This window comes from Stenotrophomonas sp. GQ19, assembly GCF_059758695.1.
In genome coordinates this window covers 249,573-263,773 of record NZ_JCAXES010000004.1, presented here as the reverse complement: position 1 = coordinate 263,773, position 14,201 = coordinate 249,573, and the positions used below count along the sequence as shown (strand labels likewise).

General features: G+C 68.1%; 15 protein-coding genes and 3 tRNA genes. 13 read left to right on the top strand and 5 right to left on the bottom strand.

Going from position 1 to position 14,201, the window contains the following annotated elements; genetic code table 11:
* Positions 1–141: 141 nt before the first annotated feature.
* Together AC6CHL_RS10480 and fdxA are read left to right on the top strand one after the other, a co-directional pair.
* Positions 142–1,050, top strand: coding sequence for an SMP-30/gluconolactonase/LRE family protein (locus AC6CHL_RS10480; RefSeq protein WP_498294304.1), 909 nt, complete (start codon positions 142–144; stop codon positions 1,048–1,050).
* Between the two features lie 253 nt (positions 1,051–1,303).
* On the top strand, positions 1,304–1,627 hold the full coding sequence (gene fdxA, locus AC6CHL_RS10475) for a ferredoxin FdxA (protein WP_038689090.1): 324 nt from the start codon (positions 1,304–1,306) through the stop codon (positions 1,625–1,627).
* A gap of 285 nt (positions 1,628–1,912) precedes the next feature.
* On the opposite strand, the gene AC6CHL_RS10470 is transcribed toward fdxA, so the two are convergent.
* Both AC6CHL_RS10470 and dapA read right to left on the bottom strand, forming a co-directional pair.
* A complete protein-coding gene (locus tag AC6CHL_RS10470) occupies positions 1,913–2,434 on the bottom strand; it encodes a hypothetical protein (protein ID WP_498294303.1) in 522 nt (173 codons plus the stop codon).
* A 27-nt stretch (positions 2,435–2,461) separates the two neighbouring features.
* Complete coding sequence (gene dapA / locus AC6CHL_RS10465; protein WP_141058677.1) at positions 2,462–3,355, bottom strand: 4-hydroxy-tetrahydrodipicolinate synthase; 894 nt, start codon at positions 3,353–3,355, stop codon at positions 2,462–2,464.
* Between the two features lie 163 nt (positions 3,356–3,518).
* On the opposite strand from dapA, the gene AC6CHL_RS10460 reads away from it, so the two are divergent.
* The 10 genes from AC6CHL_RS10460 to AC6CHL_RS10415 all read left to right on the top strand — a co-directional run bounded on the left by AC6CHL_RS10460 (position 3,519) and on the right by AC6CHL_RS10415 (position 9,442).
* Positions 3,519–4,079: a glycine cleavage system transcriptional repressor gene (locus AC6CHL_RS10460; protein WP_038689096.1), complete on the top strand. Its 561-nt coding sequence runs from the start codon at positions 3,519–3,521 to the stop codon at positions 4,077–4,079.
* Between the two features lie 78 nt (positions 4,080–4,157).
* Positions 4,158–4,637 carry a peroxiredoxin gene (locus AC6CHL_RS10455; protein ID WP_038689098.1) on the top strand — a complete coding sequence of 160 codons (480 nt, stop codon included), beginning with the start codon at positions 4,158–4,160 and terminating at the stop codon, positions 4,635–4,637.
* Positions 4,638–4,718: 81 nt separating this feature from the next.
* The gene (locus tag AC6CHL_RS10450) at positions 4,719–6,116 is read left to right on the top strand and encodes a PhoH family protein (RefSeq protein WP_038692321.1); all 1,398 of its coding nucleotides are present in this window, start codon (positions 4,719–4,721) and stop codon (positions 6,114–6,116) included.
* The gene (locus AC6CHL_RS10445; RefSeq protein WP_425598275.1) at positions 6,113–6,619 is read left to right on the top strand and encodes a hypothetical protein; all 507 of its coding nucleotides are present in this window, start codon (positions 6,113–6,115) and stop codon (positions 6,617–6,619) included. The genes AC6CHL_RS10450 and AC6CHL_RS10445 overlap by 4 nt, the downstream gene beginning before the upstream one ends.
* Before the next feature lie 42 nt (positions 6,620–6,661).
* Positions 6,662–7,333, top strand: a complete 672-nt coding sequence (locus tag AC6CHL_RS10440; RefSeq protein ID WP_498294302.1) for a YoaK family protein — start codon at positions 6,662–6,664, stop codon at positions 7,331–7,333.
* Between the two features lie 36 nt (positions 7,334–7,369).
* On the top strand, positions 7,370–8,179 hold the full coding sequence (gene thiD, locus AC6CHL_RS10435; RefSeq protein WP_448133394.1) for a bifunctional hydroxymethylpyrimidine kinase/phosphomethylpyrimidine kinase: 810 nt from the start codon (positions 7,370–7,372) through the stop codon (positions 8,177–8,179).
* Positions 8,176–9,015, top strand: coding sequence for an alpha/beta hydrolase family protein (locus AC6CHL_RS10430; protein WP_498294301.1), 840 nt, complete (start codon positions 8,176–8,178; stop codon positions 9,013–9,015). The genes thiD and AC6CHL_RS10430 overlap by 4 nt, the downstream gene beginning before the upstream one ends.
* 61 nt (positions 9,016–9,076) lie before the next feature.
* Positions 9,077–9,153: transfer RNA gene (locus tag AC6CHL_RS10425), tRNA-Arg, on the top strand.
* Positions 9,154–9,206: 53 nt separating this feature from the next.
* Positions 9,207–9,283: transfer RNA gene (locus AC6CHL_RS10420), tRNA-Arg, on the top strand.
* 82 nt (positions 9,284–9,365) lie between these two features.
* Positions 9,366–9,442, top strand: a tRNA-Arg gene (locus tag AC6CHL_RS10415).
* Between the two features lie 430 nt (positions 9,443–9,872).
* Here the strand turns inward: AC6CHL_RS10415 and AC6CHL_RS10410 are convergent.
* Both AC6CHL_RS10410 and AC6CHL_RS10405 read right to left on the bottom strand, forming a co-directional pair.
* A complete protein-coding gene (locus AC6CHL_RS10410; protein ID WP_463602073.1) occupies positions 9,873–11,018 on the bottom strand; it encodes an alpha/beta hydrolase family protein in 1,146 nt (381 codons plus the stop codon).
* 130 nt (positions 11,019–11,148) lie between these two features.
* A complete protein-coding gene (locus AC6CHL_RS10405; protein ID WP_137189147.1) occupies positions 11,149–12,075 on the bottom strand; it encodes a LysR family transcriptional regulator in 927 nt (308 codons plus the stop codon).
* Between the two features lie 142 nt (positions 12,076–12,217).
* Between AC6CHL_RS10405 and AC6CHL_RS10400 the strand changes: the two genes are divergently transcribed.
* Positions 12,218–12,919, top strand: coding sequence for a pirin family protein (locus tag AC6CHL_RS10400; RefSeq protein ID WP_313424585.1), 702 nt, complete (start codon positions 12,218–12,220; stop codon positions 12,917–12,919).
* Between the two features lie 54 nt (positions 12,920–12,973).
* On the opposite strand, the gene AC6CHL_RS10395 is transcribed toward AC6CHL_RS10400, so the two are convergent.
* On the bottom strand, positions 12,974–14,122 hold the full coding sequence (locus AC6CHL_RS10395; RefSeq protein ID WP_498294300.1) for an aldo/keto reductase: 1,149 nt from the start codon (positions 14,120–14,122) through the stop codon (positions 12,974–12,976).
* Between the last annotated feature and the right edge of the window lie 79 nt (positions 14,123–14,201).

Below are 14,201 nucleotides of genomic sequence, written 5' to 3'. Positions count from 1 at the left end.
CCCGCCTGGCCGCCCTGCCCACTCCCGGGCGTGGGGCGGCATTGTGGAGGAGCGCCTGCCCATGCCCATGTACGTTCGCCTGAGTGCCCTATCCCGCTGTGGCGCCACGCCGGTCGTGCGGATGCCCACCGGTGCGTCGCAATGAGCCTCGAACGCGCGCCGGCCACGCTGGCGGTGGACAGCCGCTGCACCCACGGCGAGGGCGTGCTCTGGTGCGACCGGCGGCAGAGCCTGCTCTGGATCGACATCGCCGAACGTCGGCTGTGGCAGCACACCCCGGCCAGCGGCAGCACGCGCCACTGGGTGTTACCGGACCGGCCCGGCTGCATCGGGTTGTTCGACGACGGCACGCTGCTGGTGGCATTGGTCAGTTCGCTGCACCGCGCCGACCTGACCGCAGCCACCGACGAGGCGCTGCCGCTGCAGTGGCTGGCCGACGTGGACCCACACAACCCGTACACGCGCAGCAACGATGGTCGCGCCGACCGCCACGGCAACTTCGTGTTCGGCACCATGAACGAACACCCGGCGCGCGCCGCCGACGGCCGCTTCTATCAGTACTCCAGCCGCCACGGCCTGCGCGAACTGCCGCTGCCGGGCATCGTGATTCCCAACGCGATCAGCTTCAGCCTGGATGGCCGCACGCTGTACTGGTGCGATTCGGTGACGCCACGGATCATGGCCTGCGATTACGACCCCGAGCGTGCCAGCACCGCCAACGTGCGCGTGTTCACCACGCTGGCCAACCGCGCCGCCGAGCCCGACGGGTCGGCGGTGGATGCCGGCGGGCGGGTCTGGAACGCACAATGGCGCGCCAGCCAGGTGAGCTGCTATGGCGCCGACGGCGCACTGCTGCAGGTACAGCCGGTGCCGGTGAAGAACCCCACCTGCGTTGCCTTCGGCGGCGCCGACCTGCGCACCTTGTACGTGATCAGTTCGCAGCTGGACCACACGCCCGAAGCCCTGGCCGCAAGCCCGCATGCGGGCAGCCTGTTCAGCGCGCGCCAGGACCAGCCTGGCCTGCCGGAGAGCCGGGTCCACGTGGCCTGACCCGCTGCGGGTCGGGCATGCACCGGGCGCTTAGGCAGCGGCGACGCACGTGCACAGGGAATCCCCGCGCCCAGCGCGCGGGTGCGCAGACCCCGCAACCGCCCGGCCCGATCGCCATGCAGACCCCGCAACGCGTTGCCGCACAAGGGCTACCCGCACTTACCCGGACAGCCGGAGGGCCGACTGAGCACGCCACGCCAGCATTCAGCCACAACCTGTTCTAGAATTACGCGGCTTAACGCCGGATTTCCCCATGCCTTTCGTTGTCACCGAAAACTGCATCAAGTGCAAACACACCGATTGCGTGGAAGTGTGCCCCGTGGATTGCTTCCATGAAGGCCCGAACTTCCTGGTGATCGACCCGGACGAGTGCATCGACTGCACCCTGTGCGAACCGGAATGCCCGGTCAACGCGATTTTCCCTGAAGACGACGTGCCCGCCGGGCAGGAAGCGTTCGTCGCCCTGAACGCCGAGCTGGCCAAATCCTGGCCGGTGCTGACCGTGCGCAAGGACCCGCCCGCCGACGCCGGCGAATGGGATGGCAAGCCGGACAAGCTGCCGCTGCTGGAACGCTGAGCCGCGGCCTGCCGCAAACGAAAAAGGGCGCCTAGGGCGCCCTTTCCGTTTCTCCAACCGGATCCCCGAACGAAAAAGGGCGCCCAGGGCGCCCTTTTTGTTTCCCCAACCGGATCCCCGAACGAAAAAGGGCGCCTATGGCGCCCTTTTTGTTTCCCCAACCGGATCCCCGGTAGTGCCGGCCGCTGGCCGGCTGCCCTTCGCCCCAACGCCATCAGCGTCAGACCCGGGCAGGCACGCAATGCATCCCTGCCCGGCCAGCAACCGGACCTACCGCAGGCTTCCTTACGGAGCCAGCTTCGCCTTCAGCTCGCCCAGCAGCTTGGTCGGGGCGGCGCCGGTGGCCGGCAGGCCACGCGGGTCAACAGCCGACACGTAGGCGCCGGCTTCAACACCGACCACGCGGACCAGGAAGTCGCTGCCTTCATAGGCCACGTCATAGGAGCCCAGCAGCTGTGCCTTGCTGGCGACCTTCACGCCGGCCACCGATTCCAGCGCGGTGCCGACCTTGCCGAACACCTCGTCCTTGCTGCCCGGCACGGTGAAGCCTGCGGCGTTGGTCGGAGCCTGGGTGGACGCTGCCGCCGGCGCCGGCCTGGCCGCCTGCGACGCCAGCACCGGCACCTGGGCGGCCGGGCTGCCGCCCGGGGCGTTCAGGTCCGGCGGCACTTCCAGCGGACGCATTTCCGGCGCCAGCGCGTAGTCGCCCTTGGCCCCGCGCTTGAAGCAACCGGTGGTACCCACGAGGGTGGCGGTAGCCAGGATCGCGAAGGACAACACGCGGATGGCGGAAACGGATTGACGCATGGGAATCTCCTGGGTGACCACGGGTGGTCAGTGGTTGGATAGTGCTTCCAGCGCACCGATATCGGTGGCCAGGTGTTCGGCAGCGGCATGGTGCGCCGCAGACAGGGACAGCAGCGGCAGGCGAAGCCCGTGGCCGATGCCGATCCGGCGCAGCAGGTCCTTCACCGGGATCGGATTGGACTCCACGCCGCAGAATTCATGGAACGGCTCCAGGCGGGCATCCCACGCCTCGGTTGCCTCGCGCTCGCCGGCCGCAGCCAGGTCGCACATGCGTCGGTATGCGCCCGGCAAGGCATTGGAGCCCACCGAGATCAAGCCATCCACGCCGGACAGGATCGAGCGCGCCGCGGTGCCGTCATCGCCACTGAGAACGGCAAAATCGGCCGAACGCAGCGCCAGCAGGGCCTGCACGCGGCCCACATCGCCCACCGCTTCCTTGATGCCCACGATGTTCGGGTGGGCAGCCAGCACGGCCACGGTCTCGGGCAGCATGTCGCAGCCGGTCCGGCCGGGCACGTTGTACAGGATCACCGGCAGCCCGCCCTGGTCGGCGACGGCGCGGTAATGGGCGATGAGCCCTTCCTGGGTGGGGCGCACGTAGGGCGGGGTCACCACCAGCGCATGGGTGGCGCCGCTGGCGGCCGCCCGGCGGGTCTGTTCGATGGTTTTCGCCGTGCCCGACAGGCCCGTCCCGGCCAGCACCGGGATGCGCCCGGCCACGGTTTTGACCGCGCTGCGCAGCAGCTGGTCGTACTCGTCGTCGGACAGGGTAGCGGCCTCGCCGGTCGAACCGGCAACCACCACCCCGTGAACGCCACCCTCCAGTTGCAGATGCAGCAGGCGCTGCCAACCGTCGGGATCCAATGCGCCATCGGCCTTGAAAGGCGTGGCCAGCGCGGTGATGAGACCGGAAAGGGACAAGGAAACGTTGCTCGGAAGAAAGGGGGAACCCGGCGGGCCTAAACGCCGGCCGGATGTACGTTGCATGTTACTTGCGGGTCGAAAGCACGGGCAAGTATGCTGGACTCCGGCGAACGTGCCGTCGCCGGCCGTTCAGACTCACCTTGCATCACCCGGAACCCTCTTGACCGACACCACGCCGCGGCCTGCGCCGACCGAAAACCATCTCCTGATCAACGCCTACACGACGCATCCGGAGTCCCCACTGCTGCCCGTCACCCGGCGTATCTCCGACAGCGGTTGCAACCTGGTCGATGCACGCCTGGCCACGGTGGGCCGCGACGTCTCGGTGACCGCGCTGGCCACCGGCTCGTGGGACGCGGTGGCCAAGCTGGAAGCCATGCTGACCCGGCTCGAGCGCGAAGAGGGCCTGAAGCTGGTGTGGTACCGCACCGGTGCCAAGCAGGCGCAGTCCAACCTGCTGCCGTACATCGTGGAAGTGATCGCCGCCGACAAGCCGGGCATCCTGTTCCAGCTGGCCGATTTCTTCGACCGCCAGGGCATCACCATCGAGAATCTGCAGAGCACCCGCTACCGGGCGATGCAGACCGGGGCGGAGATGTTCTCGGCGCAGGTCACCATCGGCGTGCCGGCCAACATGCACATCGCCGCGCTGCGCGACGATTTCCTCGAGTTCTGCGACCACCTGAACCTGGATGCCATCATGGATCCGATGAAGTTCTGATCGTTCGCGCGTTCGTCACGGGCGCGCAGCGTTTCATGCAGTTGTAATGGCACGACCCCAGGATCCGGAAAGGAACCCATGAACGACGGCGACACCCTGGACAGCACCACCCTCGCACTGCCGCTGGCGTTGTCCGGCGGCGAGCACACCTCCCTCGGCGCACTCGCCGGCCAGTGGCTGGTGCTGTACTTCTACCCGAAGGACAGCACCCCGGGCTGCACCACCGAAGGCATCGACTTCAACGCCCTGCTGCCCGAATTCACCCGCCTCGATGCGCGCGTGTTCGGCGTCTCCCGCGATTCGGTCAAATCCCACGACAACTTCTGCGCCAAGCAGGGCTTCGCCTTCCCGCTGATCAGCGATGGCGACGAAGCGCTGTGCACCGCCTTCGACGTGATCAAGCTCAAGAACATGTACGGCAAGCAGGTGCGCGGCATCGAGCGCAGCACCTTCCTGATTTCGCCCGACAGTCGTATCGTGCAGGCGTGGCGCAAGGTCAAGGTGGCCGGCCACGCAGACACCGTCCTTGAAGCCCTGAAGGCCGCGAAAACCCAGTGACCAACCTGCACCCCCCAATGGCCATCACCCTGCCCTGCAGGCTGTGATGGCTTGTCCCTGTTCTGCCACCAGGAAATGACGATGACCCGAGGCAAGCGCATCTACGTTCTGGATACCAACGTGCTCATGCACGATCCGACCGCGCTGTTCAAGTTCGAGGAGCATGATGTCTACCTGCCGATGCAGGTGATCGAAGAGCTGGACAACGGCAAGAAGGGCACCACCGAGGCCAGCCGCAACGCGCGCCAGGTCAGCCGTTTCCTCAACGAGCTGGTGCAGGCCTCGGGCCTGGACAACCTGGCCGACGGCATTCCGCTGCTTCGGCCCAACGGGCTGCAGCTGCGCGGCAAGCAGAGCGTGGGTCTGCTGCGTTTCCAGACCAGTCATTTCGACGCGGGCAAGAGCTTTGGCGCGGTCATCCCGGACAACGCCATCCTCGGCGCGATCCTGGCGCTGAAGGAGCAGATCCCCGAGATCCCGGTGGTGTTCGTTTCCAAGGACATCAACCTGCGGATCAAGGCGGCCATCGCCGGGATCGTGTCCGAAGACTACGAGAACGACCGCGCGCTGGACGATTTCAGCCTGCTCTACACCGGCGCCACCGAACTGCCGGAAGACTTCTGGAAGAAGCACACCGACAACCTGCGCAGCTGGAGCGACAAGGGCCGTACCAGTTACGAAATCATCGCCAGCGAAGACGAGAGCTGGCACCCCAACCAGTACGCCTACCTGCCGGGCGACGATGAAGTCGAACTGCGCGTGGCCAAGGTGGACGGTGACAAGATCACCCTGTCGCTGGTCAACGACTTCCGCCACGGCAGCCACGCGGTGTGGGGCATCAGCGCGCGCAACCGCGAGCAGAATTTCGCCCTCAACGCGCTGATGGACCCGGAGATCGATTTCGTCACCCTGCTCGGCACCGCCGGCACCGGCAAGACCCTGCTGGCGCTGGCCGCCGGCCTGGCCCAGACCATGGACCAGCAGCGCTACCGCGAAATCATCATGACCCGTGCCACGGTCAGCGTCGGCGAAGACATCGGCTTCCTGCCCGGCACCGAGGAAGAAAAGATGACGCCGTGGATGGGCGCGCTCACCGACAACCTGGAAGTGCTCACCCACACCCAGGAAGGCGGCGCGTGGGGCCGTGCGGCCACCAACGACCTGATCGCCAGCCGGATCAAGATCCGCTCGCTGAACTTCATGCGCGGGCGCACCTTCCTGTCGCGCTACCTGATCCTGGACGAAGCACAGAATCTCACCCCCAAGCAGATGAAGACCCTGATCACCCGTGCCGGCCCCGGCACCAAGATCGTCTGCCTGGGCAACGTCGAACAGATCGACACCCCGTACCTGACCGAAACCACCTCGGGCCTGACCTACGCGGTGGACCGCTTCAAGAACTGGCCGCACAGCGCCCACGTCACGCTGCGTCGTGGCGAGCGTTCGCGCCTGGCCGATTACGCCTCGGAGGTGTTGTGAGCCGTTCCCTGTCCCGTGCCGTCCTGCCGCTGGCGCTTGCTGCGCTGGCGGCCGCCTGCACGCCTGCCAACGTCCGCCCGGGCGCCAGCGTGCCCACCGCAGTCAAGACCGGCCAGTCCTGGGTGGTCACCCGCCCGGTGATCGCCGCCCAGGTGCTGGACACCTGCTCACGTTCCAGCCCCGGCCGCGAGGCCGGGGCGGTCACCGGCTACTGGGCACCCAGCCGCCAGCAGGTGGAACAGCTGGAAGCCCAGCTGCCCGGCCTGGACGCCCAGGTGCCCCATGCGGCCGATTTCGACCGGCAGTACGTCGGCATCGAGATGGGCGGCAAGCAGCTGATCTACCTCAACGCCTTCCATCTGCCCGACGGCACCGATATCGACCCGGCCCGCGACGCCATCCGGGTCTGTGACGGCGGGGCGCAGTTCTGGGGCGCGGTGTTCGATCCGGCCACCGGCACCTTCTCCGATGTGCAGTTCAACGGCCCGCCGAAGGGCCGTTGAGCATGGCACTGACCGTGCCGCGATGAGCCGCCCGCACGCCGGATGAGCATCCGGCTTCCGACCTGGGTATGGATCGGTGCGATCGCGCTGTCCTGCGTGGCCGGCATGGTCAACGTGGTCGGCTTCCTGGGATTCGAACACCAGGCGGTGAGCCACATGACCGGCACCACCAGCCAGCTTGGCATGGCGCTGGCACAACGCGACTGGCGCGTGGTCGGTCATCTGTGGGGCCTGCTGATCGCGTTCTGCCTGGGCGCGATGCTCAGCGGCATGATCGTGCAGGACAGCACCCTGCAGCTGGGCCGCCGCTATGGCGTGGTGCTCACGCTGGAATCGCTGTTGCTGCTGGTCGCCATCCCGCTGTTCAAGCAGCAGCAGATCTGGGGCGCACTGGCCGCGGCGATGGCCTGCGGGTTGCAGAACGCCATGGCCACCACCTTCAGCGGCGCGGTGGTGCGCACCACCCACCTCAGCGGCATGTTCACCGACCTGGGCATCGGCCTGGGCCACCTGCTGCGCGGGCTGCCGTTGCCGATCCGACGCCTGACCCTCAGCGGGCTGATCGTCAGCGGCTTCCTCGCCGGCGGCGTCCTGGGCGCATGGCTGTTCCTGCGCTGGGGGTACGACGCGCTGCTGGCCCCTGCCCTGCTGACCGGCTGCACCGGCCTGGGCTACATGCTGTTCCAGCAATGGCGGCGGTGGCGCCCGCACTGAGCAGCACGCCAGCGGCAAACATTGCACAATCGCCGCATGACCCCCTCTTCTCCCGTTTCCGCCCTCACCATCGCCGGCTCCGACTCCGGCGGTGGCGCCGGTATCCAGGCCGATCTCAAGGCGTTCGCCGCCCACCGCGTGCATGGCCTGTCGGCGATTGCCGCGCTGACCGCGCAGAACACCCGCGGCGTCACCGCGGTCCACGTACCGCCGCTGGCGTTCCTGCAGGCACAGATCGACGCCTGCTTTGCCGACTTCGACATCCACGCCGTGAAGCTGGGCATGCTGGCCAATGCCGACGTGATCGGGCTGGTGGCCGATGCGCTGGAGAAGTACCGCCCCACGCACGTGGTGCTGGACCCGGTGATGGTGGCCACCAGCGGTGCCAGGCTGCTGGAGGACAGCGCGCTGCACGCGATGCGCACGCGCCTGCTGCCACTGGCCACGCTGCTGACCCCGAACATTCCCGAAGCGGAGCTGCTGCTCGGCCGTCCCATCACCACCGCTGACGAAGCCGAGGATGCCGCTGCGGCCCTGCTCGATCTGGGCACCGGCGCGGTGCTGCTGAAAGGCGGCCATTTGCACGAGGGTGCGCGCGTGGTCGATCGCTACTTCGACGGCGTCACCCGCGACGAATTCATCCACGCCCGCCTGCCGGTGGACGCCCATGGCACCGGCTGCACGCTGGCCTCGGCGATCACCGCGCAGTTGTGCCAGGGCCTGTCGTTGCCCAATGCCTGTGAAGCAGCCATCGACTACGTCGCCCGCGGCCTGCAGGGGGGCTACTACCCGGGACGCAGCGAGGTGCTGGTGATCGACCACTTCGGCGCGGCGCGCCCGGCATGATCGAGGCGCTGACGTTGCCGGTCGTTGCCGCCGACGACCACCGTTTCGACCTGCTGGCCCGCGTGCCGGCGCAGCCACGCGCGCGCTTGCTGTGGTTGCCGGCACTGGGCGTGGCGGCACGCCATTACCTGCCGTTGGCCGATGCGCTGGCCGCGCACGGCATCGCCGTGTACCTGCACGAGTGGCGCGGCAACGGCAGCAGCAGCCTGCGCCCCTCGCGCACGCAGGACTGGGGCTATCGCGAGATCCTCTACCACGACCTGCCGGCCAGCCTGGCCGCACTCCCGCGGGACGGCGTGATGGACACCCTCATCGGCGGGCACAGTCTGGGCGGACAGCTGGCCTGCTGCTTTGCCGGGCTGCACCCGGCGGTGTTCCAGCGCGTGTGGCTGGTCGCCAGCGGCACGCCGTACTGGCGCACCTTTCCCGGCCCACGCGGCTGGACGCTGCCGTTGATCTACCGCTTCCTGCCCTGGCTGGCGCAACGCCAGGGCGTGCTGCACGGGCGTAGGCTGGGGTTCGGTGGCACCGAGGCACGCGGCCTGATCGGCGACTGGGCCCGGGTCGGGCTGACCAATCATTACGCCGGCGTCGGCATCACCGACGACCTTGAAGCCGGCCTGCGCACCGTGCGCGGCCGCGCCACGGCCGTGGTGATGGCGCAGGACTGGCTGGCGCCGGTCCCTTCGATGCAGGGCCTGCTGGCCAAGCTGCCGCAGGTGCAGGCCACGCTGCGCGTGCTCGATGCGGCGACGCTGGGAACCGATGCGGATCACTTCGCGTGGATGAAATCGCCGCAGGCCGTGGCCACGCTGCTTTTTCATTCATTTGAGTGAAGTTCTTCACAAAGGCGTTGACGAATGCGGCCCACATCCGCATAATTCCGCTCCTGTTGACGCGCCCGTAGCTCAGTTGGATAGAGTACCTGGCTACGAACCAGGCGGTCGGGAGTTCGAATCTCTCCGGGCGCACCATCAACAGGTTGCCAACTCCGCCGTTGGCATCAGCAGTACAACGTGATGTAAATGCGCCCGTAGCTCAGTTGGATAGAGTACCTGGCTACGAACCAGGCGGTCGGGAGTTCGAATCTCTCCGGGCGCACCATTACATCGCACAGCAGGCTCGCCTGCCATCCCGTCGAACGTGGCAACACGTACGGCAGGACGCACAACCAGACAATGCAAATGCGCCCGTAGCTCAGTTGGATAGAGTACCTGGCTACGAACCAGGCGGTCGGGAGTTCGAATCTCTCCGGGCGCACCATTGCATCGATGAAAAACGGCAGCCCTGGGCTGCTGTTTTTTTTTGCGTTCCGCATCGCCCAACGCGCGTCGACCGACCCCGACCAACGAACGACCGCGTAGTGCCGGCCGCTGGCCGGCTCATCATGACCCTCGAACAACCACGCGTAGTGCCGGCCGCTGGCCGGCTCCCCCTGCCCCTCGAACAACCACGCGTAGTGCCGGCCGCTGGCCGGCTCGTCATGATCCTCGAACAACCACGCGTAGTGCCGGCCGCTGGCCGGCTCGTCATGAACGCTGGGAGATTTGCCTGGAGCCGGCCAGCGGCCGGCACTACGGAATGCTGGGATCGCCTGGAGCCGGCCAGCGGCCGGCACTACCGAATGCTGGGATCGCCTGGAGCCGGCCAGCGGCCGGCACTACCGCATTGGCCTGCGACGCCTATCGCGCGATCATCCGCGCGGCGCTTGCGCCTGCAGTTGCGCCATCACCAGCCGGTCGGCCTCATGCGGCATCTGCGGCGCGGCGCAGCGCGCGTCGGCAGGACCCTCCTGCGCAAGCCAGTCATCCACCACCCCACCCAGCAGATCCAGCCGCAACGGCAACGTAATGTGGTCTTCGCCGCGCATTTCGATGTAATGCACACGCGGGCTGGCCAAGGCCAGACGCCGCCCCTGGTCCACCCGCACGTGCTGATCATCCTGCCCGTGCACCAGCAATACGCAGGCACGCGTGTCGGCCAGCGCGCCGGCCACGTCGACGCGATCCAGGTCCAGGTCCAGGCGCTGGCTGGCCGCGGCAATCACCGCGTCGATGTCCTGCCCGCCGTAGCGCCAGCGCCCATAGGCCGCCATCGCCTGGGCCTTCCACGCGCTGGGCTGCAATGCCATCAGGTGCGGGATCATGCTGCGGATGGCATCGCCGGCATTGGCAAAGGACTCCATCGCCACCACACCGCTGACCCGGTCGCCCAGCTTGTCGGCGGCAAACACCGCCGTGGCCGCGCCGTAGGACACACCGAACAGGTACAGCGGTCCCACCACTTCACCGCGCGCCTGCAGCGCATCGATCACGTCGATCACATCGTCCGACTCGAAGGTGCCATAGCCCGACGGCCCCGCACCGGAATGGCCGTGGTTGCGCAGGTCGATGGTGACCACGCGGTAGCCGGCCTGGGCCAGCTGCAGCGACCACGGCAGCATCGCATCGCCGTTCATCATCCAGCCGTGCAGCAGCACCACGGTGCCGCGCGGCGGCTGCGCGCGGAACGGCGTAGGCAGCGCCAACGCAAGCCCGGTCTGCAGCGGCTCGCCGTTCTCGTGCTGCTGGGCCAGATATTCGTAGCGCAGCCCGTACTGGCCCGGGTCGAACGCCCGCCAGAAGATCGGCACGCCGGCCCGGCTGGTGACCCGGCCATGCCGGTTGGGCACGCTGTCCACCGCCGCGGCAATGCGCGCGGTGTCCAGCAACGTGGACACCCCACCGGGCGCGACCAGCCGGTCGCTGAGCGAGGTCGAGGCAGCGGTGGAGGTGAGCGAGGAGCAGGCAGCCAGCCACAGGCCGGCCCCGGCCAGCAACAACAGCAGCAGGCGCTTCATGAGGGACACAGGGGAAACCAGATTGAGCCCGGCAGGTTACCGACCGCCGGCCAGGCGCTCTATCGCATCCACATGACCGTGCGATGACAGCGCAGCGGCGATTCAGCTTGGCAGCACCCGGTCAGGCACCTCATCCCAGCCAGCCCTGCATCGTCGGCCACCAGCCGGCCATCACCGCCGGGCCCTGCATGCGCGCGCGCCACCAGCGCAGCGCGGCACCCTCCTCGCCTGGCCGCCAGGCCAGCCAGAAGGTCTCGTCGGGCTTGGGCTCTTCCACCTGCTTGATCACCAGCCGGCCCTGCTGGACCGCCTGCTGCACGTACGGCGCCGGCAGGAAACCGAACCCGAGCCCGGCGCATTGCAGGCGGAACTTGCTGACCGTATCGGGCACCGTCACCGTCTCCTGCCCCATCAGCAGGCCCACCGTACGCGGCAGCAACCGCCGCGCCGAATCGGCCACCGCGATCGCACAGTGCGCGGCCAGCTGCTCGCGCCCCAGGGGCCCGGGCACGGCCGCCAGCGGATGCGAGGGTGACACCGCGAACACGAATTCCACCACGCCCATCGGCTCCACCACGTAGCCGCCACCACTCGGCCCTTCGCCGGCCGCGCCCACCAGCAGGTCCGCGCGCCGGTCCAGCAGGGCCTCCCAGGTGCCCGACAGCGACTCGCTGATCAGCCGCACGCGGGTCTGTTCGGCCACTGCATTGAACGCGCGCACGTCCTCGGCCAACAGCGCCGGCTGGAACATCGAGTCCACCGCGACGGTCAGCTCCGCTTCCCAGCCCGAGGCCACCCGGCGCACCCGCATCTCCAGCTCGCGCGCCGCACGCAGCAGGTGCCGCCCCTCTTCCAGCAGCGCCTGTCCGGCCTGGGTCAGCTGCGCGCGCGGGCCCACCCGGTCGAACAGCTGCACGCCCAGGTCCTGTTCCAGCTTGGACACCGTGTAGGAAATGGTCGACGGCACCTTGTGCAGCGCCTTGCCGGCGGCCGCGAACGAGCCGCGGCGGTCGATGGCGTCCAGGATCTGCAGGGCATCCAGGCTGAGCTTGAGCATTCGAATTTTTCGATGATGGCTTGCGAAACTATCCGTTTTTCAAACCCCAGGCGCAAGCGGATACTGGCGCCAACAGGAAAGGGACGCGACAAACGCCTCCCGGCCCACCATCGAAACCATCGAATACCCGAGGAGATCCACCATGCTGCAGATCCGCAAGAGCACCACCCGTGGCAAGGCCGACCATGGCTGGCTGAACTCCATGCACACCTTCTCCTTCGCCAACTACTACGACCCGCGCTACACCAGCTTCGGCCCGCTGCGGGTGATCAACGAGGACCGCGTGCAGGGCGGCCAAGGCTTCGGCACCCACAGCCACGCCAACATGGAGATCATTTCCTACGTGCTCGGCGGCGCACTGGAGCACAAGGACTCGATGGGCACCGGCTCGGTGCTGCGCTACGGCGACGTGCAGCGCATGAGCGCCGGCAGCGGGGTCAGCCACAGCGAGTTCAACCATTCGGCCGACGAGACGGTGCACTTTCTGCAGATCTGGCTGTTCCCCGACCAGGAGAACATCGCCCCGAGCTACCAGGAGACCCATTTCGCCCCCGAGGCCAAGCGCGGCCAGCTGCGCCTGATCGCCGCCAAGGATGGGCGTGACGGCGCCTTGCTGATCCACCAGGACGCCAACATCTACGCCACGATCCTGGACGGCAACGATCGCGTGCAGCTGCCTCTGGCCCCGCGTCGCGGCGTCTATGTGCAGGTGGCCCGGGGCCAGGTGCAGGTCAACGGCATCCCCCTGGACACCGGCGACGCGCTGCAGATCAGCGACGAGGCGCAGGTGACGCTGGAAAACGCCACCGATGCCGAAGTGCTGGTGTTCGACCTGCCGCTGTAAGCCCGTGCGATGACCGCAGGCGGCCCCGACCCGATCGGGGTCGCCTGCTGCGCGTCAGGCCGTGGGTACCGGCGCATCCGCGGCGATCAGCTGCTGCTGTTTCAGTTCGGCCCAGAACGCGGCCGGGATGGCGACCGACATCGACGCCACGTTGGCGAGCACCTGTTCGGGCGTGCGCGCGCCAGGAATGACCGCCGACACCACCGCCGGCGCATCGGCAAACTGCAGCGCCGCGGAACGCAGATCCACCCCGTGGCGGTCGCAGATGGCTTGGACCCTGGCACGCTTGTCCGGCGCCCAGGCCGGCACCCTGCCGTCGTACAGATACCGCTCGCGTCCGGCCAGGTAGCCGGCCAGCAGCGGCGACCCCACCACCACCGACGCGCCGTGCGCGGCGATCTTCGGGAAGGTGTCGTGCAGGGCCTGGTCGTGGTCCAGCAGCGAGTACTGGCACGCCAGCAGGAAGATGTCCGGGTCGGCCTCGGCGATCGCGCGCAACGCAGGCTCCGGGCGGTTCACACCGAATCCCCACGCCTTGATCAGCCCCTCTTCGCGCATGCGGGTCAACGCCGGCATCGCGCCCTTGGCCGCCTCGGCGAAGCGCTGCTCCCACGGCATGCCCAGGTCCTTCTCGTTGTCCGGGGACAGGTCGTGGATGAACACCACGTCCAGCTGCGACACGCCAAGCCGGTTGAGGCTGTCCTCCACCGAGCGCCGGGTGCCATCGGCCGAATAGTCGTACCGGTAGTGGAACGGTGACGGTTCCTGCCACATCGTTTTCTGCAGTGCGCCCGTCGTGGCCGTCAGCAGGCGGCCGACCTTGGTCGACAGCGTGTACTCGCGTGCCGGGTGGTTGTGCAGGTGATGGCCGTAGCGGCGCTCGCTGAGGCCCAGCCCATACCAGGGCGAAGTATCGAAACAGCGCACGCCGGCCGCATACGCGGCGGCCAGCGTCGCCTCACTGATGGCATCGGTGGTGGCCGCAAAGCCATTGCCGATCGCCACTCCGCCCAGCCCCAGCCGGGTGTGCGGCCGGTAGCGCCCCGCCTGCCCCGCCGCGTTGGTGGCCAGCGTGCGCGCACTGACCTGCCCGCGCGTGGGCAGCACGCTGCCCGGGCCGGCGGCCTGGGCGAGCAACGGGGACGCCGCCAATGCGGCAGTGCCAACAGCGGCAGCGGAAAGAAACTGGCGACGTGCGTTCACGGCGACTCCTGCAGGGCGGACCAATACCCACCCTCGCATTCGCGCGGTGCACGCCATGCGTGGACGGCGTCAACGTAAC

Excerpts from the sequence above, each read along its gene's own strand:
- thiD (WP_448133394.1), top strand. The coding sequence starts at position 7,370 with ATGACCCCCTCTTCTCCCGTTTCCGCCCTCACCATCGCCGGCTCCGAC.
- AC6CHL_RS10480 (WP_498294304.1), top strand. The coding sequence starts at position 142 with ATGAGCCTCGAACGCGCGCCGGCCACGCTGGCGGTGGACAGCCGCTGC.
- AC6CHL_RS10450 (WP_038692321.1), top strand. The coding sequence starts at position 4,719 with ATGACCCGAGGCAAGCGCATCTACGTTCTGGATACCAACGTGCTCATG.
- AC6CHL_RS10455 (WP_038689098.1), top strand. The coding sequence starts at position 4,158 with ATGAACGACGGCGACACCCTGGACAGCACCACCCTCGCACTGCCGCTG.
- AC6CHL_RS10470 (WP_498294303.1), bottom strand. The coding sequence starts at position 2,434 with ATGCGTCAATCCGTTTCCGCCATCCGCGTGTTGTCCTTCGCGATCCTG.
- AC6CHL_RS10400 (WP_313424585.1), top strand. The coding sequence starts at position 12,218 with ATGCTGCAGATCCGCAAGAGCACCACCCGTGGCAAGGCCGACCATGGC.
- fdxA (WP_038689090.1), top strand. The coding sequence starts at position 1,304 with ATGCCTTTCGTTGTCACCGAAAACTGCATCAAGTGCAAACACACCGAT.
- AC6CHL_RS10440 (WP_498294302.1), top strand. The coding sequence starts at position 6,662 with ATGAGCATCCGGCTTCCGACCTGGGTATGGATCGGTGCGATCGCGCTG.
- AC6CHL_RS10410 (WP_463602073.1), bottom strand. The coding sequence starts at position 11,018 with ATGAAGCGCCTGCTGCTGTTGTTGCTGGCCGGGGCCGGCCTGTGGCTG.
- AC6CHL_RS10405 (WP_137189147.1), bottom strand. The coding sequence starts at position 12,075 with ATGCTCAAGCTCAGCCTGGATGCCCTGCAGATCCTGGACGCCATCGAC.
- AC6CHL_RS10430 (WP_498294301.1), top strand. The coding sequence starts at position 8,176 with ATGATCGAGGCGCTGACGTTGCCGGTCGTTGCCGCCGACGACCACCGT.